At 72.0% G+C, this 22,997-nt stretch carries 21 protein-coding genes; 2 read left to right on the top strand and 19 right to left on the bottom strand.

What is annotated here, in order from left to right:
* The first annotated feature begins 24 nt into the window (after positions 1-24).
* The gene (locus tag Ahu01nite_RS04670; RefSeq protein ID WP_203835124.1) at positions 25-678 is read left to right on the top strand and encodes a dTDP-4-dehydrorhamnose 3,5-epimerase family protein; all 654 of its coding nucleotides are present in this window, start codon (positions 25-27) and stop codon (positions 676-678) included.
* Here Ahu01nite_RS04670 and Ahu01nite_RS04665 read toward each other — a convergent pair.
* The 14 genes from Ahu01nite_RS04665 to Ahu01nite_RS04605 form a co-directional block, all read right to left on the bottom strand.
* A complete protein-coding gene (locus tag Ahu01nite_RS04665; protein WP_203835123.1) occupies positions 639-4,271 on the bottom strand; it encodes an ABC transporter ATP-binding protein in 3,633 nt (1,210 codons plus the stop codon). The genes Ahu01nite_RS04670 and Ahu01nite_RS04665 overlap by 40 nt on opposite strands.
* Positions 4,268-5,014, bottom strand: a complete 747-nt coding sequence (locus Ahu01nite_RS04660) for a VC0807 family protein (RefSeq protein WP_203835122.1) — start codon at positions 5,012-5,014, stop codon at positions 4,268-4,270. The genes Ahu01nite_RS04665 and Ahu01nite_RS04660 overlap by 4 nt, the downstream gene beginning before the upstream one ends.
* 133 nt (positions 5,015-5,147) lie before the next feature.
* Positions 5,148-5,867, bottom strand: a complete 720-nt coding sequence (locus tag Ahu01nite_RS04655) for a VC0807 family protein (RefSeq protein WP_203835121.1) — start codon at positions 5,865-5,867, stop codon at positions 5,148-5,150.
* Positions 5,864-7,078, bottom strand: coding sequence for an FAD-dependent oxidoreductase (locus tag Ahu01nite_RS04650; RefSeq protein WP_203835120.1), 1,215 nt, complete (start codon positions 7,076-7,078; stop codon positions 5,864-5,866). The genes Ahu01nite_RS04655 and Ahu01nite_RS04650 overlap by 4 nt, the downstream gene beginning before the upstream one ends.
* Positions 7,075-7,566, bottom strand: coding sequence for a MarR family winged helix-turn-helix transcriptional regulator (locus Ahu01nite_RS04645; protein ID WP_203835119.1), 492 nt, complete (start codon positions 7,564-7,566; stop codon positions 7,075-7,077). The genes Ahu01nite_RS04650 and Ahu01nite_RS04645 overlap by 4 nt, the downstream gene beginning before the upstream one ends.
* Complete coding sequence (locus tag Ahu01nite_RS04640) at positions 7,563-8,531, bottom strand: amidohydrolase family protein (RefSeq protein ID WP_203835118.1); 969 nt, start codon at positions 8,529-8,531, stop codon at positions 7,563-7,565. Before Ahu01nite_RS04640 ends, Ahu01nite_RS04645 begins: the two co-directional genes overlap by 4 nt.
* Positions 8,531-11,038 carry a PEP/pyruvate-binding domain-containing protein gene (locus Ahu01nite_RS04635; RefSeq protein ID WP_203835117.1) on the bottom strand — a complete coding sequence of 836 codons (2,508 nt, stop codon included), beginning with the start codon at positions 11,036-11,038 and terminating at the stop codon, positions 8,531-8,533. The genes Ahu01nite_RS04640 and Ahu01nite_RS04635 overlap by 1 nt, the downstream gene beginning before the upstream one ends.
* A 35-nt stretch (positions 11,039-11,073) precedes the next feature.
* On the bottom strand, positions 11,074-11,343 hold the full coding sequence (locus Ahu01nite_RS04630; RefSeq protein WP_203835116.1) for a ferredoxin: 270 nt from the start codon (positions 11,341-11,343) through the stop codon (positions 11,074-11,076).
* Positions 11,343-12,542, bottom strand: coding sequence for a cytochrome P450 (locus Ahu01nite_RS04625; RefSeq protein ID WP_239158610.1), 1,200 nt, complete (start codon positions 12,540-12,542; stop codon positions 11,343-11,345). Before Ahu01nite_RS04625 ends, Ahu01nite_RS04630 begins: the two co-directional genes overlap by 1 nt.
* Positions 12,543-12,563: 21 nt before the next feature.
* The gene (locus Ahu01nite_RS04620) at positions 12,564-13,739 is read right to left on the bottom strand and encodes an aminotransferase class I/II-fold pyridoxal phosphate-dependent enzyme (protein ID WP_203835115.1); all 1,176 of its coding nucleotides are present in this window, start codon (positions 13,737-13,739) and stop codon (positions 12,564-12,566) included.
* Positions 13,736-13,867 carry a hypothetical protein gene (locus tag Ahu01nite_RS51290; RefSeq protein WP_275411699.1) on the bottom strand — a complete coding sequence of 44 codons (132 nt, stop codon included), beginning with the start codon at positions 13,865-13,867 and terminating at the stop codon, positions 13,736-13,738. Before Ahu01nite_RS51290 ends, Ahu01nite_RS04620 begins: the two co-directional genes overlap by 4 nt.
* The gene (locus Ahu01nite_RS04615) at positions 13,864-14,847 is read right to left on the bottom strand and encodes a zinc-binding dehydrogenase (protein WP_203835114.1); all 984 of its coding nucleotides are present in this window, start codon (positions 14,845-14,847) and stop codon (positions 13,864-13,866) included. The genes Ahu01nite_RS51290 and Ahu01nite_RS04615 overlap by 4 nt, the downstream gene beginning before the upstream one ends.
* 25 nt (positions 14,848-14,872) lie before the next feature.
* The gene (locus Ahu01nite_RS04610; RefSeq protein ID WP_203835113.1) at positions 14,873-15,469 is read right to left on the bottom strand and encodes a malonic semialdehyde reductase; all 597 of its coding nucleotides are present in this window, start codon (positions 15,467-15,469) and stop codon (positions 14,873-14,875) included.
* A complete protein-coding gene (locus Ahu01nite_RS04605; RefSeq protein WP_203835112.1) occupies positions 15,466-16,659 on the bottom strand; it encodes a nucleotide disphospho-sugar-binding domain-containing protein in 1,194 nt (397 codons plus the stop codon). Before Ahu01nite_RS04605 ends, Ahu01nite_RS04610 begins: the two co-directional genes overlap by 4 nt.
* Positions 16,660-16,816: 157 nt before the next feature.
* Here Ahu01nite_RS04605 and Ahu01nite_RS04600 point away from each other — a divergent pair, with 157 nt between their 5' ends.
* Positions 16,817-17,842 (top strand): LLM class flavin-dependent oxidoreductase, encoded by a 1,026-nt coding sequence (locus tag Ahu01nite_RS04600; RefSeq protein WP_239158609.1) that lies wholly within the window; start codon positions 16,817-16,819, stop codon positions 17,840-17,842.
* A 62-nt stretch (positions 17,843-17,904) separates the two neighbouring features.
* Here the strand turns inward: Ahu01nite_RS04600 and Ahu01nite_RS04595 are convergent, their stop codons facing one another.
* Genes Ahu01nite_RS04595 through Ahu01nite_RS04575 form a run of 5 tightly spaced genes read right to left on the bottom strand, consistent with a single transcriptional unit; the run spans position 17,905 to position 22,982 of the window.
* Complete coding sequence (locus Ahu01nite_RS04595) at positions 17,905-18,369, bottom strand: pyridoxamine 5'-phosphate oxidase family protein (RefSeq protein ID WP_203835111.1); 465 nt, start codon at positions 18,367-18,369, stop codon at positions 17,905-17,907.
* Positions 18,366-19,559, bottom strand: coding sequence for a nucleotide disphospho-sugar-binding domain-containing protein (locus tag Ahu01nite_RS04590; RefSeq protein ID WP_203835110.1), 1,194 nt, complete (start codon positions 19,557-19,559; stop codon positions 18,366-18,368). Before Ahu01nite_RS04590 ends, Ahu01nite_RS04595 begins: the two co-directional genes overlap by 4 nt.
* 1 nt (position 19,560) lies before the next feature.
* The gene (locus Ahu01nite_RS04585) at positions 19,561-20,754 is read right to left on the bottom strand and encodes a cytochrome P450 (RefSeq protein WP_203835109.1); all 1,194 of its coding nucleotides are present in this window, start codon (positions 20,752-20,754) and stop codon (positions 19,561-19,563) included.
* Positions 20,755-20,762: 8 nt separating this feature from the next.
* Positions 20,763-21,896 (bottom strand): cytochrome P450, encoded by a 1,134-nt coding sequence (locus Ahu01nite_RS04580; protein ID WP_203835108.1) that lies wholly within the window; start codon positions 21,894-21,896, stop codon positions 20,763-20,765.
* 21 nt (positions 21,897-21,917) lie between these two features.
* Positions 21,918-22,982: a methyltransferase gene (locus tag Ahu01nite_RS04575; RefSeq protein WP_203835107.1), complete on the bottom strand. Its 1,065-nt coding sequence runs from the start codon at positions 22,980-22,982 to the stop codon at positions 21,918-21,920.
* Positions 22,983-22,997 lie beyond the last annotated feature (15 nt).

Raw genomic sequence — 22,997 nt, 5'->3', positions numbered from 1 at the left:
CCGCGGCACCTACCGTCGCGCGGCATGGCAGATCGCAGGTACACCAGCCGTAGCCTGGACATCCACGAGCTCGACATCCCCGACGTCTTCGTGCTGACCTCACGCGTCTTCGCCGACGACCGCGGGGAGTTCGTCGAGTCCTACCGCGAGGACGCGCTGAGCGAGGTCCTCGGCCGCCCGTTCCGCATCGCTCAGACCAACCACTCGGTGTCGCACGCCGATGTCGTCCGGGGCGTGCACAGCGCCCGGGTCCCGCCCGGCCAGGCGAAGATCGTCAGCTGTCTGCGCGGGGAGATTCTCGACGTCTCCGTCGACCTGCGGGTGGGCTCACCGACGTTCGGCCGGCACCTGGCCGTACGGTTGCGCGCCGGTGACCCGCGCGCCGTGCTGCTCGGCGAGGGCATCGGGCACGCGTTCCTCGCCCTGCGCGACGACACGCTGGTGCAGTACCAGTGCTCCACGGGATACGTGGCGGGGGACGTCATCGCGGTCGATCCGCTCGATCCCGACCTGGCACTGCCGTTCGCCGGCCGGACGGACCTGATCATGTCGCGGGTCGACGCCGGGGCGCCGTCGCTGACTGAGTCCGTCCGGCGCGGATTGTTACCGTTCTACGAGGACTGCCGGGCCCTGACTCGTCAGGCCGATACAGTCGCGGCGGCGACGAGCCGGCTGTAGGGACCGCCCGCGGTGCGCAGCTCGGCCGGCGGGCCGAGCTCCACCAGGCGGCCCGCGCTGAGCACGGCCACCCGGTCGGCGTCCTCCGCGACCGCCAGCCGGTGCGCGATCACCACGGTGGTCCGGCGCCCGGCCATCCGCCGCATCGCTTCGTGCACCGCCGCCTCCGCGGCCGCGTCCAGGTTGGACGTGGCCTCGTCGAGCAGCAGCACCACCGGGTCGACCAGTTCGGCGCGGGCCAGGCAGAGCAGTTGGCGCTGCCCGGCGGACAGGGACGCGCCACGCTCGTCGAGCACGTGCCGGTAGCCCCCGTCGAGCCCGGCGATCATCTCGTGCGCGCCGGAGCGACGGGCGGCCCGCTCGACCTCGGCGTCGGTCGCGTCCGGGCGGGCGTACGCGATGTTGTCGCGCACCGATCCCGAGAACAGGTACGGCTCCTGCGGCACATACCCCAGCCGCGCCCGGTAACCGCGCTCGTCGATTTCCCGCAGATCCACCCCGTCGACCAGCACCGCGCCGCTGACCGGGTCGTGGAACCGGACGATCAGCTTCGCCAGCGTCGACTTGCCCGAGCCGGACTCGCCGACCACGGCCAGCGTCTCCCCGGCGGCGATGCGCAGATCGATGCCGCGCAATGCCTCCCGGCCGTCCGGGTAGGTGAACCCGACACCGCGGAGCTCGATCTCGCCGCGCAGGACCGCGGGGCGCACCGGATCGGTGGCCGGGCGCACACTCGCCTGCTCGTCCATCAGCTCCTGCACCCGGCGCATCGACACCCGCGCCTGCTGCCACGAGTCGAACAGCGTCGACATCTGCTGCACCGGGGTGAAGAACAGGTTGATGTAGAGCATGAACGCGACGAGCGCGCCGACCTGCAGGTGACCGCGGCCGATCAGCCACGCCCCCGCCCCGAGCACGAACACCGCGGCGACGTCGGCGAGCAGCTCGACGAACGGGAAGTACAGCGAGGCCAGGCGCTGGGCAGCCATCCGGGCGTCGACGTAGGCCCGGGTCGTCTCCTCGAACCGGCCGCGGCGGCGGTCCTGCTGGCCGAAGACCTGGGTCTCGCGGACGCCGGCCAGGCTCTCGCGCAGGTCCGCGTTCATCGTGGCGACCTGTTCGCGGGCGTCCGCGTACGGTTTGCTGCTCAACCGCTGGAAGACGGCCGTCACCAGCACGAACGGCACCAGCACCACCGAGGTGAGCAGGGTCAGCGCGGGGCTCATCCAGAGCATCGCGGCCAGCACGCCGGCGAACGTGAACACCGCGACGACGGCCTGCGCCAGCCCGGACGAGAAGACGCCGGTCAGCGACTCGACGTCGGTCACCACGCGGGTCATGATGCTGCCGCTGCGGTGCCGCTCGTAGAAGTCCAGCGACAGCCGTTTCAGGTGCACCCAGACCCGCAGGCGCAACGCGATCACGATGCGCTGCCCGAGCCGGCCCGAAACAAGAGTCATCGCCCGTACGGCGAACAGGTCCGCGACGGCCACCAGCGCCATCACCGCCACCACGATCAGCAGCACCCGCCCCGACCCGCTGCGTACGCCGCCGTCGATGCCGTGCTCGTAGAGATAAGGACCGGCCACCGTGGTCGCCGCGCCGAGGATGAACAGCGGCACGCTCACCGCCAGCGCCGTGCGGTACGGCGCCAGGAACCGTTTCAGCGAGAAGCGCGACTCGTCCTCGGCCGCCGCCCGGTCGATCGACGGGTCCTCGTCGGCCGGTGGCAGGGTCGCCAGCTTGGCCATCATTTCGGCCGCGGCGGGGCTCACCGCTCGTGGCCGGGGCGTACCCCAGGCACTGTCCTGCTCCACCAGCGCAGCCTCGGCCTGGTCCGCCTCGGCCGACGCCAGCAGCTCGGCGTAACGGGGACAGCGGGCGATCAGCTCGTCGTGCGTGCCGTCGTCGATGATCCGGCCGCCGTCGAGCACGGCGATCCGGTCGGCCAGGGCGAGCGTCGCCCGCCGGTGCGAGATCAGCAGGGTGGTACGCCCGAGTGTGGCGGCCCGCAGCCCCGCGACGATCCCGGCCTCCACATGCGCGTCGACCGCGCTGGTCACGTCGTCGAGCACCAGCACCGGAGCACCCGTGACCAGCGCCCGGGCGATCGCGATCCGTTGCCGCTGGCCGCCGGAGAACCGCGAACCGCGCTCGCCGGTCTCCGAATCGTAGCCCTCGGGCAGCGCCGTGATCAGGTCGTGGACGCCTGCGGTGCGGGCGGCGGCCACGATCTCGTCGAACGGCGCGTCCGGGCGCCCGTAGGCGATGTTCTCCCGTACGGAACCGGCGAACAGGAACGACTCCTCGAAGACGATCGCGACCTGCCGGCGCAGCGAGGAGAGGGTCACGTCGCGGACGTCCTGCCCGTCGATGCGTACGGTCCCGCCCTGCGCCTCCCGCAGCCTCGGCAGCAACAGCGCCGCGGTCGACTTGCCGGAGCCGGACGCCCCGACCAGGGCAACCGTCTCACCCGGCGCGATCGTCAGGCTGAACCCGTCGAGGACGGGCTCGGCATGCGGATATCCCGTCCGCACCCCGTCGAACGTGACCGTGCCGGCGGTGACCCGCAGCTCGCGGGCGTCCGGGGCGTCGGCGATCAGCGGCACCGAGTCGAGCACCTCGAAGATCCGCGTCGCCGCCGCGCCGGCCCGCTGCGCCGTGCCGATCAGCCCGGCAACGATCCGGGCCGGGGCCACCAGCATCATCAGATAGCTGGCGAACGCGAGGAACGTGCCGACCGAGATGCGGTGCTCGAGCGCGAGCCAGCCGCCGAGGGCCAGTACGGCGACCTGGCCGAAGCGCGGGATCGACCCGAACAGCGACTCGTACTTCGCGCTGAGCCGGGTGAGCCGCATCCGCGCGCCGTACAGCTCGCGCGAATTCTGCACCATCCGTTCCTGCTCGCGGTCCTGCTGCCCGAACGCCTTGACGACCCGGATGCCGCTCACGGTCTCGTCGACGGTCTGGGCGAGCTCACCCTCGCGCTGCTGGACGTCCCAGGAGGCGGGCTGCACGACGGCGCGCATCCGGGCGGCCACATATGTCAGCACGGGCACCATGACCAGCGTGACCGTGGCGAGCAGCGGCGACAGCACGAGCATGGCGATCAACGCGACCGCCGTGAAGATCAGGGCACCGATCACCTGCGGCACGTTGGCGAGCACCCGGACGAGCACCCCGGCGTCGGAGTTGACCCGGGAGACGAGCTGGCCGGTGGGCAGCCCCTCGCGGGTCGACTCGTCGAGGTGCTGCAGCCGGGTGTGCACCTGGTTGCGGACCTCGTACTGCAGCTCCGCGACGGCGCGGGCCTGCCGGTAGAGACAGATCCGCTTGGTGGCGAAGACGCCGATGCCGAGCAGCAGGTAGACGACCAGGCCGGGCCAGATCGGGGCGCTGTGCGTGAGGATGGCGTGGTCCACGACCCACTGCTGCGCGAGGGGGGTGGCGGCGGAGAACACCGCACCGGCGGTGATGAACGCCGTCGCGACAAGCAGCCCGCCGATCTGCCCGCCGACCAGCTCGAGGTTGCGCCGGACCGCAGCCTTGTAACGGCCGTCGGGCCGGCCCGGGTCGTGCCGGAACCATTTCACAGGGTGCTCCGGGCGACCGTGGCTTGCGGGTGGACGGCAGGCGCGCTCCGCGCGATCGCTGCCTGCCGGTGCACGGCTGCCATCAGGGGCCGGCCGAGCCGGCGGGTGAGCAGGATCAGCACGACGAGCCCGCCGAGCGTGGGCACCTGACCTGCGAAGACGCCGACGGTGAGCGGCACGTGGTAGACGATGACCACCCGCAGGACGGCGCTGATCAGGAAGCCGATACCCCAGATGAGGTTGAGCAGCTTGAGCCGCGCCACGAACTCGGGCTCGTGCTCCCACGCCGTGCGCCAGGACGCCGCCAGCTCCGGGTCACCCTTGGTGATGAACGGGCCGGCGACGTCGAAGACCAGCGGGTGGCCGACGAAGTTCGTGATGATCCCCCAGGTGCCGCCCAGCGCGGGGATGAGGGCCGACTTGGCCAGGATCAGGCGAGGGTCGCCGGTGATGAGGACCAGCACGATGGTGGCGGCCATGATGAGGAGCATCAGGACGGAGAACGCGCTGATCCGGCGCTCCCGCACGGCGAGGTAGAGCACCCGGAGCCCGGCGGCGAACGCGCCGGCGGTCAGCGCGATGACCGGCGACACCCCCAGAACGAGGTGCAGCAGGATGAAGCTGATCATCGGGGCGGCCATGTCGAGGGCCATCGGCAGGATCGCGGCGAGCTGCCGGCGGCGCCCGGGCGGTGGTGCGGTCCGGGTTGTCGCTGCGGGTACGGGTCCGGCTTGGACAGCCATCGTGGACTCCTTCTCAGAACGAGGGCAGCAGCCATCGCACGACGCCGGTGCGGGCGCGTCGCGGGGTGCTTCGGATACGGCTGCGCCCGCCGTCCGGGGGTCGGGGGCGGGCGCAGCCTTCGGGGGAGTGAGGTCAGGCGGTGGGTGCGGGGGCCGGGTTGCCGTTGGTGCGGCGTGAACCCTGCTCCAGCCGCTCCTGGAAGCCGTCGACGATCTTGCTGATCGCGGGGACCTGGGAGCGGAAGAACGCGAGCACGGCGACGATCACGATGATGCCGGGCAGCTGCGAGACGACGAACGACTCGTCCAGCTTCGCCGGCGACCAGTGGTAGACGATCACGATGCGCAGGACGGCCTCGATCAGCAGACCGGCGCCGAACACCGCGGTCATCAGCCGCTCCCGCACCCGGAACGGGCGGGACTCGTTCCAGGCCTGCGCGTACGCCTTCGTACGCACCGGGTCGCCGTCGGTGGCGATCGGGGTCACCGCGGTGTAGATGATGGGTTTGCCGACCACGCAGGTGAACAGGAAGTACAGGCCGGTGAGGGTGGTGTAGAAGGCGGGCTTGATGGCGACCAGGCGCGGGTCGTCGGTGATGAACAGCAGCCCGACCGAGAGGACGATCTCCAGCAGCACCAGGATGCCGATGAAGTCGAGCTTGCGCCGTCGGATCGTGTTCACCAGCGCGTAGACGCCCGTGCCGACACCGGCGAGGGTCAGCGCCCAGAAGTCGCTGCTGCCGAGCTTCTTGAGGATGAAGTAGAGGATGACCGGGACGATCACGTCCAGCAGGGTCGGCAGCAGGGCGCGTAGCCGGCCACCGCGGGCGGGAGTCTGGTTGGCGGCGTTCATGCGGGGCTGCCTTTCTGGGCGAGTTCGGCGGTCTGGAAGATCGTGGCCGCTCCGGAGAGCGAGTCGCGAACCGCCTGGTATCCGTATTGACGCATGTCTGACTCGAAGCTCGTTATAGCCGCGAGCAGGTCGCCGCGGCCGCCTCCGACCCGGCCGATCCGCGAGGCCAGCAGGGCGGCGTCGCGCAGCGCGGTGTTGGCACCCGTCCCACCGACCGGGGTGGTGGCGTGGATGGCGTCGCCGAGCACCGTGACCCGGCCCGCCGTCCAGTCGCCCGAGGGCAGGGTCGAGCGGATCGACAACGCGAACGTGTCGGCCACGATCGACTCGGCGACGAGCCGCCGCACGACGGGGTGCCAGCCGGCCACGAGCCGGCCGGCGATGCTGTGCAGCCGCTCGGCCGGGGCCGTGAACAGCTCGTCCTCGGGCACGGGGTAGGACGCGACCGGGGCCACGAGCGTCCATTTCACGTACGCGGGGACCGGGTGCAGTTTCGCGTACGGCGCGAGCTCCGCGGCGGCCTGCTCGGGCGAGCGGACCGGCTCGAAGACCCCGAGCGCCAGCGTGGTGCGCTCCGGCCCCAGAACCGGCCGCGACCCGCCGATCAGCTCCGCGGGCATCCACTCGCGGACCGCAGCGGTGAGCGGGAGGTGGCCGTAGATCGCGCGCAGGCCGGTGTCGAGGACCTCGGTGTGCGGCAGCAGCTGACCGCGGACCACGGAGTTGATGCCGTCGGCGGCCACGAGCACGTCACCGGTGGCCTCGCTGCCGTCGGCGAACCGCACACTCACGTGGTCGTCGTGCTCGGTGTACCCGGTGACGGTCTGCCCGAAGTGGACGACGCCGTCCAGCCCGGCGAGCAGGATCTCCCGCAGGGTGCGGCGGTTGACCACGATGGCCGCCCGCGCCGGGTCGAGCGGTGCCGCGGGCCGCCAGGAGCCGAGCGGGTTCAGCTGGTGGTCGTACGACGTGCCGCGCGGCATGTACATCTGGTTGGCGGTGGCGTGGGCGAGGTCGTTGAGCTCGGCGGGCAGGCACTCGGCCAGTGCCGTGCGCCCGTGCTCGTCGATGCGCAGCCGGTAGCCCTGGTGGCGGGACTCCGTGGAGGAGTCGCGCTCGTAGACGGCGACGCTGATCCCGCGCCGGAGCAGGCCCTGGGCCAGGCAGAGCCCGCCGACCCCGGCACCCGCGATGATCACATGGAGCGTCATTTCTCCTCCGGTGCTGCCGCCTGGCGCTGCCAGGTGCGGCCCGCCGCGGGCTTCTGCTGCCCGTCACGGGACTCCTTGATGGACGCTGCGAGCCGGTTGAGCAGGGTGCCCAGCTGCACGGTGTCCTCGGCGCTCCAGCCGGTCAGGAAGCCGGCGAAGCGGTCGTGCGACTTGCGGACGAGCCGGTCGAGCTCCTCCTTGCCGGCGGGGGTCAGCGCGACCCGGAAGGAGCGCCGGTCGTTGCGGTCGTTGTGCAGCTCCACCTGGCCGGTGTCGGCCAGCGCGTGGATCTGCCGGGTGACCGCCGAGAGCGACATCTGCATCTCGGTGGCCAGGTCGGACGGCCGCACGTCGGCGGCCTCGTCGATGAGCTGCAGGATCGTGAGCCGGCTGCCCTCGCCCTGGCGTTCGCGGGCGCGGGAGAGCTCGCGACCCAGGGCGAGCAGGCCGCCGGTGAGCACTTCGATGTCCTGGGCGTCCGGGTTCATGCCGACAGCCTAAAACTACTTGCGTCACGCAAGCAAGCTTTTTCGGGGGTGTCGCCGAACCGGGGGAAGAGCCGGAGTGCGTTACCCCGGTCCACCAGGTCCCGCGCACCGTCCGCGAGCTGCGGCCACGGCTCGTTCAGCGCCGCGACCACCTCGCGGACGGCGGTCTCCGGCGCGGCACACCAGTCGGTTCCGAACACCACCCGCTCCGGGCCGACGGTGCTCAGCAGGCTCGGCAGCCCGGAGGCACCGGTCAGCGCCGTGTCGTAGTAGAAGCGGTCCAGTGACCGCTTCACCAGGCCCGGCTCCACCCCGAAGAACGCCGGCGCGAGAAGATCGGCTCGGGTCGCGGCGTACGGCAGGAACCCACCCCCGTGCGACAACACGAACCGGATGTCCGGGTAGCGATCCAGCGCCCCGGACAGGATCAGGCTCAGCGCGCCGCGGGTGGTGTCGAGCAGGAAGTCGGCCAGCACGTACGGCACCTGCGCCGCAGCCGGGCCCGGCAACGCCATCGGGTGCACCAGCACCACGGCGGACCGCCGGTTCAGCTCCTCGAACAGCGGCTCGTAGAGCGGATCGCCCAGGTACGACTCGCCCGAGTGCGGCACGAGCAGCACGCCGTCCGCCCCGAGCACGTCGAAGCTGTGCCGGACCTCCTCCAGCGCCAGATCCACGTACGGCATCGGCAGCGCGGACAGCAACCCGAACCGCCCGGGCTGCTCGGCGACGTACTCCGCGACCGCCACGTTCACCGCCCGGTGGAAGACCCCGGCCCGGCGCGCGTCGGAGAAGAAGTCACCCGGCACGGCGTTGGAGATGACCGCCACGTCGATGTCGTGCTCCGCCATGACCCGGTCCGTCTCCGCGGCCGACCACGGGATCGTGAACGGCGCCCCGAGCTCGCGCATCAGCCGCGAGATCTCCGGCAGGATGGCGTGGTGGTGCACGTCGATGCGGCCCATCACAGCTCCCCGGCGAGGGTCACCAGACCCGTGGCACCGTCCACGGTGATCACCTGACCGTCGCGGAACGTGCTGGTCGCCGAGCCGGTGGCGAGCACCGCCGGGACGCCGTACTCCCGGGAGATGATCGCCGGGTGCGACAGGATGCTGCCGTTGTCGGTGACCAGCGCGCCGACGCTCGGGAACAGCACCGCCCACTGGGCCGTGGTCTCCGGGCAGACGAGCACGTCACCACGGCGCAGCTTGCCGAATTCCGTGACGTCGCGGATCACCCGCGCCGGCCCGGTGTAGCGGCCCGCCGAGGCCGCGAGTCCGCGCAGCGTGCCGGCCGGCGACTCGCCGCCCGGCCCACCCGCCCACAGGCTCATCGACCACTGGGCCAGCTGGGCGACGTACTCCGCACCCGCTGACGGCGTGGGCAGGTCCGGTCCCATCTCCATCGGCTTCGGCGGCGGGCCGTAGAACGCGGGGCCCGGGTGCGCCGTCGCCCAGGTGTGCCGGCCGCGGCCTGTGCGGACCGCGTCCCGCAGATCCGCACCCTCCTTGCTCCTGCCCGGGTTTTCCGGCGTGGTGAAGCTCTTGTCGAGGGCTCCGAGGGCGGTCTCCAGGTCCAGGTGCAGCACGTCGTGGGCGTGGTCGGTGAGGCCCGCGGCGGTGAGCCGGCCACCGAGCTCCAGCAGCGAATACCGCAGCAGGGCCCACAGCGACACCGCGTAGTAGACCTTCTCGTCGCGCACCGGCGCACCCAGATCGCTGCCGGCCAGCGCCACCTCGAATCGGCGCCGCGCCTCCGGGCCGGCCGCTGCCAGGGCGGGCTCCGCCTCGGCGAGGGTCGCGTCCAGCCGGGCCCGCAGCGCCGCGCGCTCGCGCTCGACGTCGAAGGGCTCGTCGAGCTGCGCCCGGATCAGGTTCAGCAGGACCGCAGGCTGCTCGGCCAGGGTGGGCTCGGTCAGATCGAAGCCGATCGTACGGTGGCAGTACGCCTCCCGGTAGTCGAGCAGCGCCTGCGCGAACTCCGGATCGGCCCTGCGCAGCTGCTCGGCGGCATCGGGGTCACCCTCGTCGAGGATGGCCCGCACCGCCGGGCGACCGGCCGCGAGCCGGGCCAGCTCACCGAGCCCGATCGCGATCTCCATGTGAGCGCCGACCAGCCCGCCGCGGAGCTGGAGCGTCTGCGCGGCGTTCCAGCCGAGCACGTCCTGCGCGGCGACACCCAGCTCACCGAGCAGCACCACGGCGGCACCGGTCAGCCGGAAGTAGACGTCGTGGACCTCGGCGAAGAAGCCGGTCATGTCCCGGATGTGCGCGAGCAGCGTCGCGTCGTCGATCTCCACCGGGTCGATCTCGCGCAGCGCCGCCAACCGGGTGGCGAACGCGGGTTTCCACTCGGTGTTCCAGCGTTCCACGAGCTTGCGGGGTTCGCCGTCGCGGATCTGCACCGCGATGTCCTCGATCCGGGCGAGCTGGGTGGCCGGGTCGGCGGGCGGCATCGTCATGTAGACCCAGCCGCCGATCGAGCTTGCCTTCGGGGTCGCGCCGGTCGTGAAGCGGAACACGTGCCGGGCGGCGTCGCTGAAGACCGGCAGGAACAGCGAGGTCTGCAGCCGCGTCCACGGCCGGACGGCGTTGCGGTCACGGGTGGAGAACTGGGCCGGCTCCTCGATCGGGATCGGGATCTGCTCGCGGACCACGCTGCTCAGGGTCGTGATCGGGCGGGCCTGCAGCAGGAACAGTTCGCCGTTGGCGTACGCCCATTCGATGTCCTGGGGTTTTCCGTAATGCTCGGCGGTCCGCAGCGCCAGCTCGGCCACCTCGAGGGCCTGCACAGTGTTGATCGCGGGCGCGGCACCCGGCGCGGAGGCCGCGGTGAGCTCGGCCCTGCCGTCGCGGACCAGCCACTCGTCGGCGGTCTGCTCACCGGCCATCAGCCGTTCCCCGAGCCCGGCGACCGCGCTGATCAGCACCTCGTCGCTGTCCCCGGTGACCGGGTTGCAGCTGAACGCGACCCCGGCCGCGTCGGCGGCGACCATGCGCTGCACGAGCACGCCGACCTCGGCCGAGACGTGACCGTCACCGCGGTAGACCGCGACGCGCTCGGAGAAGCCGGAGGCCCAGCAGGTGCGGACGGCGTCGAGCACCCCGTCGAGGCCGCGGACGTTGAGCACCGACTCGTACTGGCCGGCGAACGACTGGCCGGCGAGGTCCTCGGCGACGCCGGACGAGCGTACGGCCACCGGGTCGTCACCGAGCCGGGCGAGCGCCGCGCCGACCTCCGCGACGAAGGTCTCGGGCAGCGCCATCGCCATGATGTGCGCCCGCACCCGCTCGGGTTCCCCGGACCCCGGGGGCGCGGCGGCGAGGCAGGCATCGAGGGCGTCGGTGGTGACCGAGAAACCGTCGGGCACCACGGACCCGGCGGCGACGAGATCGGCCAGGACGGCGGACTTGCGGCCGACCCGGGCGGAGTCGTCGAGCCGGGTCTCCGACAGAGGAAGGATGTAATTCACGGTGCTGTCCCCTTCGCGCAAGGTGAGCATCAGGCCTACTGACAGTGGACATGGGAGTCGGAAGTCGGATGATGGCCGGGTCCACTCGAAGCGGACTCGAAGCCGGCCGTGGGTTCCTCGATGGTGATGGCCCGCACCGGGCAGATGTCGGCTGCGGTGCGTGCCCCGGCCTGCAGACTCACGGGCGGGTGCGGCGTGAGCAGCAGCACGACGCCCTCGTCGTCGTCCTGATCGAACAGTTCGGGCTCGACCCGGCTGCACTGGGCCGCCCCGACACACCGGCCGGTGTCCACCGACACCCGCATCACCAGGTCACCGGCAGCTCGTGGACGCCGAACAGGTTCGCGTCCCGCTTGAAGCGCAGCTCGCCGAACGGCACCGCGAGCCGCAGCCCCGGGAAGTCCCGGATCAGCGCGGTGAAGACGATCTCCAGCTCGAGCCGGGCCAGGTTCGCGCCGATGCACTGGTGCGGGCCGTAGCCGAACGCGAGGTGATGGCGTTCGGTGCGGTGGATGTCGAACTCGTCGGGACGCTCGAACGCCGCCGGGTCCCGGTTCGCCGAGGCGCCCAGCGGGATCACGCCCTCGCCGGCCCGGATCACCACGCCCTCGCCCAGGTCGATGTCCGCCACCGCGGTCCGGCAGGTCGCCAGCTCCGCGATGGACAGATAGCGCAGCATCTCGTCGACCGCCGCGGGCATCAGCGACGGATCGGCGCGCAGCTCCGCGAGCTGTTCGGGGTGCTGGAGCAGGGTCAGCGTACCCAGCGCGATCATGTTCGCGGTCGTCTCGTAACCGGCGAACAACAGCAGCAGCGCCATCACCACCAGTTCGTGCACCGACATCGCCCCCGTCGCCACCTGCTCGGCGGCGATCCGGCCGAGCATGTCCTCGCCGGGCTCGGCGCACTTCGCGCTCACCAGCGCCCGCACGAACGCCAGCAGCTCGTCGAAGAGCTCACGCGGCGGATTCTCGGTCATCAGCCCGCCCGTGAGAGCGGCGAACCGCGTGTAGTCCTCGTCCGGCACGCCGAGCAGCTGCGCGATCGCCAGCGTCGGCACCGGCAGTGCCAGCGCCGTGACCAGGTCGGCGGGGCGCGGGCCGGCCGTGAGCTCCGCCAGCCGCTGCGTCACGTTCTCCTCGATCGCCGGACGCAGCGCCTTGATCCGGCGGGCGGTGAAGCCCGGGATGAACATCCGCCGGTGCGGGCCGTGCTCGGGCGGGTCCATGCCGACGAACACCCGTACCTTGCTCAGATAGCGTGAGTCCTCGGTCAGGAACGGGTAGCCGGGCCGGGTCCGGTCGGAGCTGATCCGCGGATCGACCAGCAGCCGCCGGACGTCGTCGTAGCGGGGGACGACCCACGCGATAGTGGTGTCCGGCAGCCGGACCCGGAACGCGGGACCGTCCTCCCTCATCGGTCCGTACTGCGGCGGCGGGTCGAACGGGCATCCCCTGCGCATCGGGAAGTCCGGCACCGGTGGGGCGGTGGCTTCGATGGTCACGTCCGGATACTCCCTGCGTCGTCAGGCCGCGTGGGCCGGTGTGGTCGCCTGCCGGGCGGCGACGCGGATGATGCCGGCGATCGTGGCGGCGTCGGCCGCGGACACCGCGATCCCGGTGGGCAACGCCAGCACCTGCGACGCGAGCCGCTCGGTGTGCGGCAACCGGGTGCCGTCGGCGTACGGCAGCATCTGATGACACCCGGGGGAGAAGTACGCCCGCCCGAGCACGTTCTCGGCGGCCAGGATCGCCAGCAGCGTGTCCCGGTCGAACCCGGCCCGCCGCTCGTCGACAGCGACGATCATGTACTGGTAGTTGTTGCGTTCACGCTCGTCGAATTCGAGCAGTGTGATCCCCGGCAGCCCGGCGAGCCCCGCCCGGTACGCGTGGTAGTTCTCCCGGTTGTGCGCGATGAACCGGTCCATGCTGTCCAGCGACGTCAGCCCCATCGCCGCGGCGGCCTCGTTCAGCTTCGCGTTCAGCCCGACCAGCTCGACGCGCTCCGCCTCCGCGATGCCGAAGTTGCGCATCCGGCGGGCCCGCTCGGCCAGCTCCGGATCGTCGGTGACCAGCGCACCGCCCTCGAAACTGTTCACGAATTTCGTGGAGTGGAAGCTGAACACCTCGCCGTCACCGCCGCCCCCGACCGGGCGGCCGCCAGAGGTGCAGGCGAACGCGTGCGCGGCGTCGAAGAACAGCCGGAGCCCGTGTTCGGCGGCCAGTTCCTCCAGCTCCCGAACCGGCGCCGGGCGGCCCCACACGTGCACGGCGAGGATGGCGCCGGTGCGCGGGCCGATCAGCGAGCGTGCGTGCTCCGGGTCGAGCGCGCCGGTCACCGGGTCCACGTCGCAGAACACCGGCGTCAGCCCCAGCCATGCCACCGCGTGCGCCGTCGCGGCGAACGTCAGCGACGGCACGATCACCTCGCCGGTGACGCCGGAGGCCCGCAGCGCGAGCTGCAGACCGGCGGTCGCGTTGCAGGTGGCGACGCAGAACCGGGTGCCGGCGATCGCGGCGACCCGCTGCTCGAACTCCTCGGCCAGCGGCCCGCCGTTGGACAGCCAGCCGCGGTCCAGGGCCGCGTTCAGCCGGGCGAACAGCGCCGCCCGGTCGCCGATGTTGGGCCGGCCGACGCTGCGTGGCGTACTGAACGCCGGCGCGGCGCCGAATGCCGCGAGCTCCTCGGGGACGTGTTTCACGAGACCACCGCCAGCGGGTCGAAGCGTTGCGGTCCACGATCCGGGGCCGTGCCGACGATGATGGGCGCCGCCCGCCGAGCCCGGCTCGAAGCGAGGTCCAGGACCTTGATCACCAGGTTCGCGGTCACGCCGTGAACACGATCTTGCCGGTGACCTCGCCGCCGAGCATCGCCGCGAAACCCTCCGGCGCGCGCGTCAGCGGCAGTTCCCGGTCGATCAGCGGCCGCAGCCCGGTCCGGTCCAGAAAGGCCAGCAGGTCGCCCAGGTCCTGGGTGGTGCCCATGGCGCAGCCCACGAGTTGCAGCTCGCGGAACACCAGCCGGTGCAGCGCGTGCTGCACCGCCCGCACATCCGTGGCACCCGAGCGGTACCCGGCGCAGACCACCACACCGCCGGGGCGCAGCAGCGTGAGCGACCGGGACCAGCTCGCCTCGTCGACGCCGCCGTCCACGACGACGTCGACCTCCCGGGGCAGCGCCGCGTCGTCGGTGAAGACCTCGTGCGCGCCGAGCCGGCGTACGGAATCCTCCTGGCCCTGCGGGGCGAGCGCCCAGACCCGTGCCCCCGCCGCGGCGGCGAGCTGCATCATCGCGGTGGCGATGCTGCCCACGCGCTCCCGGCCCTGCACCAGCACCGTCTGACCCGGCCGCAGCCCGGCCCGGACGAACAGCGCCCGGTAGGCGGTCAGCCACGCCGTCGGAAGACACGCGGCCTCGGCGAACGCCAGCGATGGGGGCTTGGTCACGACGTTGCGCGCCGGCACCAGCACCTGCTCGGCGAAGCTACCCGGATAGCGCTCGCTGAGGACCGTACGCCCCGGGTCCAGGGTCTCCGGGCCGACCCAGCCGGGCTCGTTGACCAGGCCGTGCACCACCACCTCGGTGCCGTCGCCGAGCACCCCGGCCCCGTCGCAGCCCAGCACCATCGGGTACTGCTCCGCGCGCATGCCGATGCCCCGCAACGTCGAGATGTCGTGCATGTTCAGGGTGGCGGCCCGCACGGTCACCGCCGTCCACCCGGGCGGCGCCGGTGCCTGCGGCCGGTCACCCAGCCGCAGCGCGCTCAGCGGGTCCACCGGCCGGGGCTCGGCCGCGTACACAGCGAACATCGGGTCCTGCCTTTCGCAACGGTCGTCAGAAACTGCGGGACACCCGGTCATGGGCGAGGCGTGGGAGCCGGGCGTACGTCTTGGGCAGCGGCCGGCCCACGTTCAACACCAGCAGCGACTCCCAGCGCCCGTCGGGGAAGAAGTCCGCGTTCAGCGCCGCGGTGTCGTAGCCGGACATCGGCCCGGCGGCGAGCCCGGCCGCGCGTACCCCCACGATCAGGTAGCCGATCTGCAGCCAGGCGTTGGTGAGCGCGGTCTCCCGGCGCTCGTCGCGGGTCAGCCCGTCCATGTAGTCGAACAGCGGCTGCGCGCCCGGGTACAACGCGGGCAGCTCCCTGTGGAAATCCAGGTCGGCCGCGAGCACCAGGCTCAGCGGTGCGCCCGCGGCGCGGTCCCGGTTCTGCCCGTACAGATGCCGGGCGAGCCGGGCGCGGGCCTCGGGGGAGCGCACGGCCACCATCCGCAGCGGCTGCTCGTTGAACGCCGTCGGCCCGTCGCGCACCAGCTCCCAGATCGCCGCCAGCTGCTCGTCGGACACCGGGTCGCCGGTGAAACGGCTCGCCGACCGGGCCTCGCGGAACAGCAGGTCGGCCGTGCCGGGCCCGATGTGCAGCAGGGTCATCGCCCGGCACCCACGGACTCGGCGGCGAGTTCCTGCAGGCGTGCGGTGACCTGCGACAGGCTCGGGGCGGTCAGGATGTCGTGCTGCTGTTCGCGCGCGGAATCGGCGTACTTCGCGTCGTCGAGCACGGTGAGGACCGCGGACCGTACGCTCTCCGCGGTAGCCGTCGCACCCTCGAGCATGACCCCGCCGCCGCTGCTCTCGACCTGCCAGCCGTGGAACATCTCGTCCGGCATCTGCGGCACGACGACCTGCGGCACGCCGTTGACCAGCGCCGTCATCGTGCCGCCGGCGCCACCCTGCTGGACCAGCGCGGAACACGTCCGCAGCAACGGGTGCAGCGGCACCCGGCCCAGGAACCGCACGTTGCCGGGCAGCGTGCCGAACAGCTCCCGTTGACTCTCGACGACCGCGACGACCACCTCGGCGTCGACATCGGCCAGCGCTTCGACGACCAGCGGCGCCTGCATCAGGTGGTCGTAGCCCAGCAGTGCCCGCGACGTTCCCCAGCTGACCGCGATCCGCCGGCGCGGCGGCTCGGCGAGCACCCACGCCGGCACCTCGGCGGGTCCGTTGTACGGCACATACCGGATCCGCTCGCGCACGCGCCCGTCGTCGACCTGCAACCGGGCGGGCGCCGGATCGAGGGTGATGTCCCCGTTGACGCCGAGCCGCTCGAGCCCGAACCGCGCCGCGAGCTCACCGGTCAGCGCGTCCTCCATGTCGGCGATCGGCGCGGTGAAGTCCACACTCCACAGATGCCGGACCGCGGGGATCCCGAGCAGCCGCGCGATCAGCGGCCCGACGAATCCGGCCGGCTCGAACACCACGAGGTCCGGTTTCCACCAGCGCGCGAACGCCACGGCATCGTCGGCCTGCGCCGCCGCGGACTCCACGGCTACCCGGAACCCCATCAACCGCCGCCGCTGGGTGCGATCGGCGTCGTCCGCCGGCCGCTGGGGGGCGGTCGGCCGCCAGTTACGCGCCTTCAGCTGCTCGCGCAGGGCCGCGTAAGAATCAAAATCAGGCCCGGCACCGTACGCGGGAAGCCCCGCCCCGACCGCGTTGGGCACCATCCCCGGATTGCTGACCACCGTCACCTCGTGCCCGGCGGCGCGCATCGCCCAGGCCAGCGGCACCATCGGGTTCAGGTGCCCGTTCATGTCCCAGGTCGCGAACAAGACCCGCATGCTGCCTCCCGGCTGTCCTCCGCGCTCGACACTTCACGCGCAGCCAGGCTGCCCGCCCTCGCTCGCACGCCGATCGAGGGCCGCACGCCTCCATCCCCGCTCGACGGCGGGCCGCGACCATCGCCGCGTAGGTTTCCGACGATCCGCGGGAGTGCTCGTGCGACTTGCTGTCTTTCTCCAACCGTCCGGAGCGGTCGAGGTGGCCCGCGAGGCCGAACGACTCGGCTGCGCCATGGCCCTGGCACCCGAGGGCTTCCGTGCCGACGCCCCCTCCGTCCTCGGCGCTGTGGCCGCCGCCACCACCACGATCGGCCTCGGCTCCGGCGTCATGCAGATCCCCGGCCGCGCCCCGGTCCTGACGGCGCTGACCGCCGCCACCCTCGACGGCCTCTCCGGCGGCCGCTTCCACCTGGGCCTGGGCGTGTCCAATCCGGACGTCTCCCGGGGCTGGTACGGCGTCGACTTCGACCACCCCCTGGACCGCACCCGCGAGTACGTCGAGGTGGTGCGTCTGGCGCTCAGCGGAGCACCCGTACGCCACCCCGGCCGCCACTACCCCCTGCCCCCGCCGGGCACCGGCGAAGCCGCCCACCTGCGCGCCGCCGCCACCCGTCCGGACCTGCCGATCTATCTCGCCGGGGTGGGCCCGCGCAGTCTGCGCCTGACCGGCGAGATCGCCGACGGCTGGATCGGCGTCTTCCTGTCCCCGGACCGCGTCCGCGAATCCCTGGACCGGGTGGCCGAGGGCCGCGCCCGGGCCGGCAAGACCCTCGACGGCTTCCAGGTCCTGCCCTCGATCGCGATCGGCACCGGCCCCGACCCGGAGACCGCGGCCCTCCCCCTGCGCGACTACTTCGCCAACTTCATCGGCATGGGCGACCGCCGCCGCAGCATCTACTTCCGCCTCACGGAACAACTGGGCTTCGCCCGTGCCGCCGCCGAGATCAACGACCACTGCCACCACGGCGACCGCCCAGCCGCCGCCCGCGCGGTGCCCATGGAACTCATGGACCAGGTAGCCCTGATCGGCGACGAGAACCGCATCGCCCCCCGCCTGGCGGCCTACGCCCGCGCCGGCGTGACCACGCTCGGCCTGACGTTGCTGGCCCCCACCGTGGAGGGCCAGCTGGAAGCCCTGCGCGTAGCCGCCCGTGCCCTCGAACAGATCAAGCAACCAGCCTGAGGAACGGCGAAAGCCGCGACGGTCGCAACCGTCGCGGCTTTTCTGTGTCGCCGGTGTACGAATCAGTCGAGCCAGTGCCCGTCCTCGCGGACGACGCGGCCGGGGATCTCGTGGACGCCGCGCCACGCCTGGACGCTGTCTGCCGGGAGTCGCAGTGCCACCACGCCCGGGACCCGCTCGGGGCTCAGGGGCAGGCGGCGGAAGATGATCGGGTTGAGGTTCTCGGCGGGTTCGATGTGGACCACGCCGTCGATGAGGACCACGTCGGCGCCTGTGCCGATGGCGGCGCGGGCGTGCGGTTCGGTGCGCAGATTGCGTACGGTGCGGGAGTTCGGCTTTGTCGTCATGAGCAGCGACTTGCCGTCCCAGAAGTACGACAGCGGGATCAGGTGCGGGCCCTCGGGGCCGGAGGTCGCCAGCCACAGGTGGCGTTCGTGGGTGAGCTTGCGCAGCACGTCCTCGCGGCGCTGGACGGTCGGGCGCGGCGGGGTCGACGGCATGGGTGGCTTGTTGAGCACATCGGTCATCGGTTGCTCCCGGTGGTGAGGGCGTGGAGGTCGGCGACGGTCTCGGCCGGTGCCGGCACTGATCGGATCTCTTCGCGCAGGCCGGCGGCGGCGCGGGCATAGGCGGGCTCGCCGGTGAGCGCACCGACCCGCTCGCGGACGGCGTTCCCGGAGAAGTCCGCCGCGGTCAGCACCGTGCCCGCGCCGGTGGCGGCGAGCCGGGCGGCCTGGAATTTCTGGTCCACGAGCTGCGGCAGGACGAGTTGCGGCACTCCGAGCGCGGCCGCGGTCAGCGTGCTGCCGAAGCCGCCCTGGTGGATCACCGCGGCGCAGCTGGGCAGCACCTGGTGCAGCGCGAGGGACGAGACGACGCGGGTGTTGCCCGGCACCGGGCCGAGCCGTTCGCGGTCGGCGGGGGTGAGCGTCACGACGACCTCGGTGTCCGTGCCGGCCAGCGCGTCCAGTACCGCCGGCGGCGCGAACGGCGCGCCGAGCGAGCTGCTCGTCGCACCCCAGGTCAGGCAGATCCGGTTCCTGGCGGGCCGGTCACGCAGCCAGGACGGGGTGTCGGCCCGGCCGTTGTACGGCACGTAGCGCTGCACGGTCCGGGTGACCCGCGCCGGGATCTGCATGCTCGGCGGGCAGATGTCCACGGTGTGTGTGCCGAGCGGGTCGACCGGGTCGATGCCGAGCCGTTCGGACAGCGGTGCGATCAGCGCCGGGACGACCTCGTGCGCCTGGTAGGTCAGGTCTACGCCGTGCAGGTGCCGCACCGCCGGGACGCCGAGCAGCCCGGCGACCAGTGGGCCCGCGTAGGTGGTCGGCTCGAACAGCACCAGGTCGGGCCGGAACGCGCGGGCCACGGTGACCAGGTCGTCGAGCATCGCCGCCGACCGGGCCGCGAAGACGCTGAACACCTTGCTGACCCGCACCCATTCGTCCGGCGTCCACACCTTCGCGCTCTGGCCCGGCGGGGGCGGCGGGGGCACGTCGGCGTGCGTCAGGTCGCGCATCTGCCGCCGGCGCAACGCCTCATGGTCCAGGTCGGGTCCGGCGGCCACGAAGGGTACGCCGGAGTCGCGCACCACCGTGGCCAGCGCCGGCTGGCTCGCGACGAGCACCTCGTGACCGGCCGCCCGCAGCGCCCAGAGCGTGGGCACCAGGGGCAGATAGTGCGACGGCCACGCCCACGCCGTCACCAGGACCCGCACGTCACCACTCCACCGGGATGCTGATGAAGCCCTCGAGCAGGGCGCCCGGCTGACGCTGCAACTTGTCGGCGGGCACGTGCAGCTTCAGCCCGGGGAAGCGGCGCAGCAGGCTCTCGGTGGCGATCTGCAACTGGAGGCGGGCGAGGGCGGCGCCGACGCAGAAGTGCGCGCCGAGGCTGAAGGTCAGGTGCGCGTTCTGCGTACGCGTGATGTCGAACAGCTCGGGGTGCTCGAACACTGTCTCGTCCTGGTTCGCGGAGTCGACGGCGGGGATCACGCTGCTGCCCGCCGGGATCGTCCACCCGTCCATGTCGATGTCCGCGGTGACGTAGCGGAGCATCGACACCGACGACCCGACGAGCTTCCAGCGCAGAGTCTCCTCGACGGCCTGCGGGACGAGGCTGTAGTCGGCGCGCAACGCGGCGAGCTGCTCGGGGTGCGAGAGCAGCAGAGCGACGCCGCCGCCGAGCTGGGTCGCGGTGGTCTCGTAGCCGACGAGCAGCAGCAGCCGGCACCACCAGTGCAGTTCGTATTCGGCGAGCGCGCCGTCGTCCTCGTCGCGTACCCGGATCATCGCGCTGATCAGGTCGTCACCGGGAGCCGACCGCTTGCTCTCCACGAGCCGCGCGATGTAGGCGTTCATCTCCTTCATGCTGCGGCCGATGTCCTCCTTGCTGAACCGGCTCACCGACAGGAACGCCTCGGTCCAGCCGCGCAACTGGTCATGGTCGGCGTCGGGTACGCCCAGCAGCTTGCAGATCACCTGGATCGGCAGGGGGAACGCCAGCGCCTCGTTGAGGTCGACCGGCCGGCCACCACCGGTGGCCTCCATCTTGTCGAGCAGTTCATCGACCAGACCCTGAACGTACGGCCGGAGCCGCTCGACCCGCGCCGCGCTGAACGCCTTCATCACCAGGCGCCGCACCCGGGTGTGCTCCGGCGGGTCCGGGTTGATCCGCGGGTCCTGGAACATCCGGTTCTCCTTGGAGATCCGGGCCGCGCCGGGCCGGCCGATGTTACGGCTGAGCCGGTCGTCGGTGAGCAGCCGGCGCACGTCGGCGTACCGGGTGACCATCAGCGCGGTGTCGCCGCTGGGCAGCGTCACCGGGCACACCGGCTCGCGCCGCAGGTCACCCAGCTCCGCCGGGACCTCGAGCGCCGACGGGCGCTCGAACGGGTACGGCCTGGCGTCCATGAGATCTCCTAGAGGAAGAGCGGTACGGCGGTGAAGGCGGGGAAGAAGATGTCCTCGGTGCGCTGCAGTTCCTGCGTGGGCACGGCGAGCCGCAGCTCCGGGAAGCGCTGGGCGAGCCGCCCGATCGCCTCCTGCAACTGCACGCGGGCCAGCGGTGCGCCCAGGCAGAAATGCTGACCGGTGCTGAACGTGAGCTGCGGGCGCCGCGGGGCCCGGTCCACGTCGAACCTCGCCGGGCAGCCGAACGCCGAGGGATCGAAGTTCGCGGCGTCCAGCGCCGGGATGACGCTGGTGCCGGCCGGCACGGGGCAACCACCGACCTCGATGTCCTCGGTGACGACCCGCAGCATCGACAGCGACGAGCCGACGACCTGGCAGCGCAGCAGCTCCTCGACCGCGGCCGGGACCAGCTCGGGACTCGTACGCAACCGCGCGAACTCGGCAGGGTTGTGCAGCAGCAGCACCACGGAGCCGGACAGCTGGTTGGCGGTGGTCTCGTAACCCGCGAGCAGCAGCAGCGTGCACCACCAGACGAGCTCCTCGGTGCTGAGCCGCCCGTCCTCGGCGTCGTGCACGGCGATGAGATCGCTGATCAGGTCGTCACCCGGCTCGGCCCGGCGCCGTTCGATCAGCTCCCGCATGTAGCCCCACGGCGGCGAGCTGGTGTCCCCGAAGTGCTCGCGCTCCTCGGCGGGCACCCCGAGCAGTTCGCAGATGACCCGGATGGTCAGCGGGAAACTGAACGTGGCGTTGATGTCGACCGGCTGGGGCGCGCGGGCCACGTCGTCGAGCAGCTCCTCGACGATCTCGGCGATCCGCGGCCGCAGGGTCTCCACCCGCTTGGCGGTGAACGTCTTGCCGATCAGCCGCCGCACCCGGGTGTGCTCCGCACCGTGCATCGCGACGGGGGTCTGCTGGAAGATCTTCTGCTTGTTCTCGGTCATCCGGGCCGCGCCCTTGCGGCCGCGGTTCTTGCTGACGCGGTGATCGGCCAGCACCGCGCGGACGTCGTCGTACCGGGTGATCAGCAGGGCGGTGTCACCGCTGGGCAACCGGACCGGGACCAGCGGTTCCTCGTGCAGTCCCGCCCACTCGGCGGGCTGGTCCACGGGGGACGGCCACCGGAAAGGGTATTCGTGCATGGTGTTGTCTCCCAGGGGGATTCAGAGCGGACGGGCTTCGACGACGCTGTGCGGGGGGTGAGTGCGGGTCACATCGACCAGCTCGAAGCCGGCCTGGGCGAGCAGCTCCGCCCACTGGGCCCGGTTGCGCTCCTTGCCGCCGAGGCTGACACCCATCGCGATGTCCATGGCCTTGGCGAAGTGCCATTCGTTGAGGTCCGCGACGACCGACTCGACGAGCAGGACGCGCGCCTGCGTGTTGTCACCGATCGCGGTCCGGATGCTCTTCAGGATCCGGACGGAGTCCTCGTCGCTCCAGTCGTGCAGGATCGCCTTCATCACGTACGCGTCCGGCCCGCTCGGCACCGCCTCGAAGAAGTCACCGACGACGCACTCGACGCGGTCCGCGACCCCCTGCTCGGCCAGCACCGGCGCCGCCCCGGCCACCGCGGACGCGGTGTCGAACAGCGTGCCGCGGATGCCCGGCTGCTCGGTGAGGATGGCGGCGAGCAGCCTGCCCTGACCGCCGCCGATGTCGGCGACGTGCTGGAAGCGGCTGAAGTCGAAGTCCTTGGCGACCTGGTCGGCGCGGTTGCTCACGCCGGTCATCGCCTTGTGGAACACCTCGGCGTACTCGCCGCCGTGCGCTGTCTCCATGTAGTCGAACCAGCCCTGCCCACCGCGCAGGGCCGGTCCGGTCGGCTGGCCCGTACGCAACGTGTCGATCGCCGTGCCGAAGCAGTTCCAGACGCTCTCCTCGCCGTAGAGGTAGGCGAGGTGCCGCACGGAACCGGGCGCGTCGCTGCGCAGCAGGTCCGCGGTCGGGGTGAGACCGAACCGGCCGTCGGCCTGCTCGGCGAAGACACCGGCGCCGGCCGCGCAGCGCAGGAAGCGGTAGAGCATCCCCGGGTCGGTGTCGGTCGCGGCGGCCAGGTCGGCCACCTCGCGCGGGCCGTCGGCGAGCAGGTCGGCGACGCCGACGCGGGCGAGCACGCAGACCACCGCGGAGACCATCTTCCCGGCGAGCAGGTTCAGCAGTTCCTGCTGCGGGGTGGGCGACACAGCGGCGAGCGTGGCGGGGCTGAGAACGATGGCGGGCGCGGTCATGGTGGTTCCTCTCGT

The organism is Winogradskya humida (assembly GCF_016862215.1).
Taxonomy (GTDB): Bacteria; Actinomycetota; Actinomycetes; order Mycobacteriales; family Micromonosporaceae; genus Actinoplanes; species Actinoplanes humidus.
Note: the sequence above shows the minus strand (reverse complement) of the source record. Positions and strands in the feature narration are given on the sequence as shown.

Coding starts and splice junctions, on each gene's coding strand:
- Ahu01nite_RS04670 (WP_203835124.1), top strand. CDS start 25: ATGGCAGATCGCAGGTACACCAGCCGTAGCCTGGACATCCACGAGCTC.
- Ahu01nite_RS04660 (WP_203835122.1), bottom strand. CDS start 5,014: ATGGCTGTCCAAGCCGGACCCGTACCCGCAGCGACAACCCGGACCGCA.
- Ahu01nite_RS04655 (WP_203835121.1), bottom strand. CDS start 5,867: ATGAACGCCGCCAACCAGACTCCCGCCCGCGGTGGCCGGCTACGCGCC.
- Ahu01nite_RS04650 (WP_203835120.1), bottom strand. CDS start 7,078: ATGACGCTCCATGTGATCATCGCGGGTGCCGGGGTCGGCGGGCTCTGC.
- Ahu01nite_RS04645 (WP_203835119.1), bottom strand. CDS start 7,566: ATGAACCCGGACGCCCAGGACATCGAAGTGCTCACCGGCGGCCTGCTC.
- Ahu01nite_RS04640 (WP_203835118.1), bottom strand. CDS start 8,531: ATGGGCCGCATCGACGTGCACCACCACGCCATCCTGCCGGAGATCTCG.
- Ahu01nite_RS04630 (WP_203835116.1), bottom strand. CDS start 11,343: ATGCGGGTGTCGGTGGACACCGGCCGGTGTGTCGGGGCGGCCCAGTGC.
- Ahu01nite_RS04615 (WP_203835114.1), bottom strand. CDS start 14,847: ATGTTCGCTGTGTACGCGGCCGAGCCCCGGCCGGTGGACCCGCTGAGC.
- Ahu01nite_RS04610 (WP_203835113.1), bottom strand. CDS start 15,469: ATGACCCTGCTGCACATCGGGCCCGGCACGGCCGACCTGCTGTTCCGC.
- Ahu01nite_RS04605 (WP_203835112.1), bottom strand. CDS start 16,659: ATGCGGGTCTTGTTCGCGACCTGGGACATGAACGGGCACCTGAACCCG.
- Ahu01nite_RS04595 (WP_203835111.1), bottom strand. CDS start 18,369: ATGACCGATGTGCTCAACAAGCCACCCATGCCGTCGACCCCGCCGCGC.
- Ahu01nite_RS04585 (WP_203835109.1), bottom strand. CDS start 20,754: ATGGACGCCAGGCCGTACCCGTTCGAGCGCCCGTCGGCGCTCGAGGTC.
- Ahu01nite_RS04580 (WP_203835108.1), bottom strand. CDS start 21,896: ATGCACGAATACCCTTTCCGGTGGCCGTCCCCCGTGGACCAGCCCGCC.
- Ahu01nite_RS04575 (WP_203835107.1), bottom strand. CDS start 22,982: ATGACCGCGCCCGCCATCGTTCTCAGCCCCGCCACGCTCGCCGCTGTG.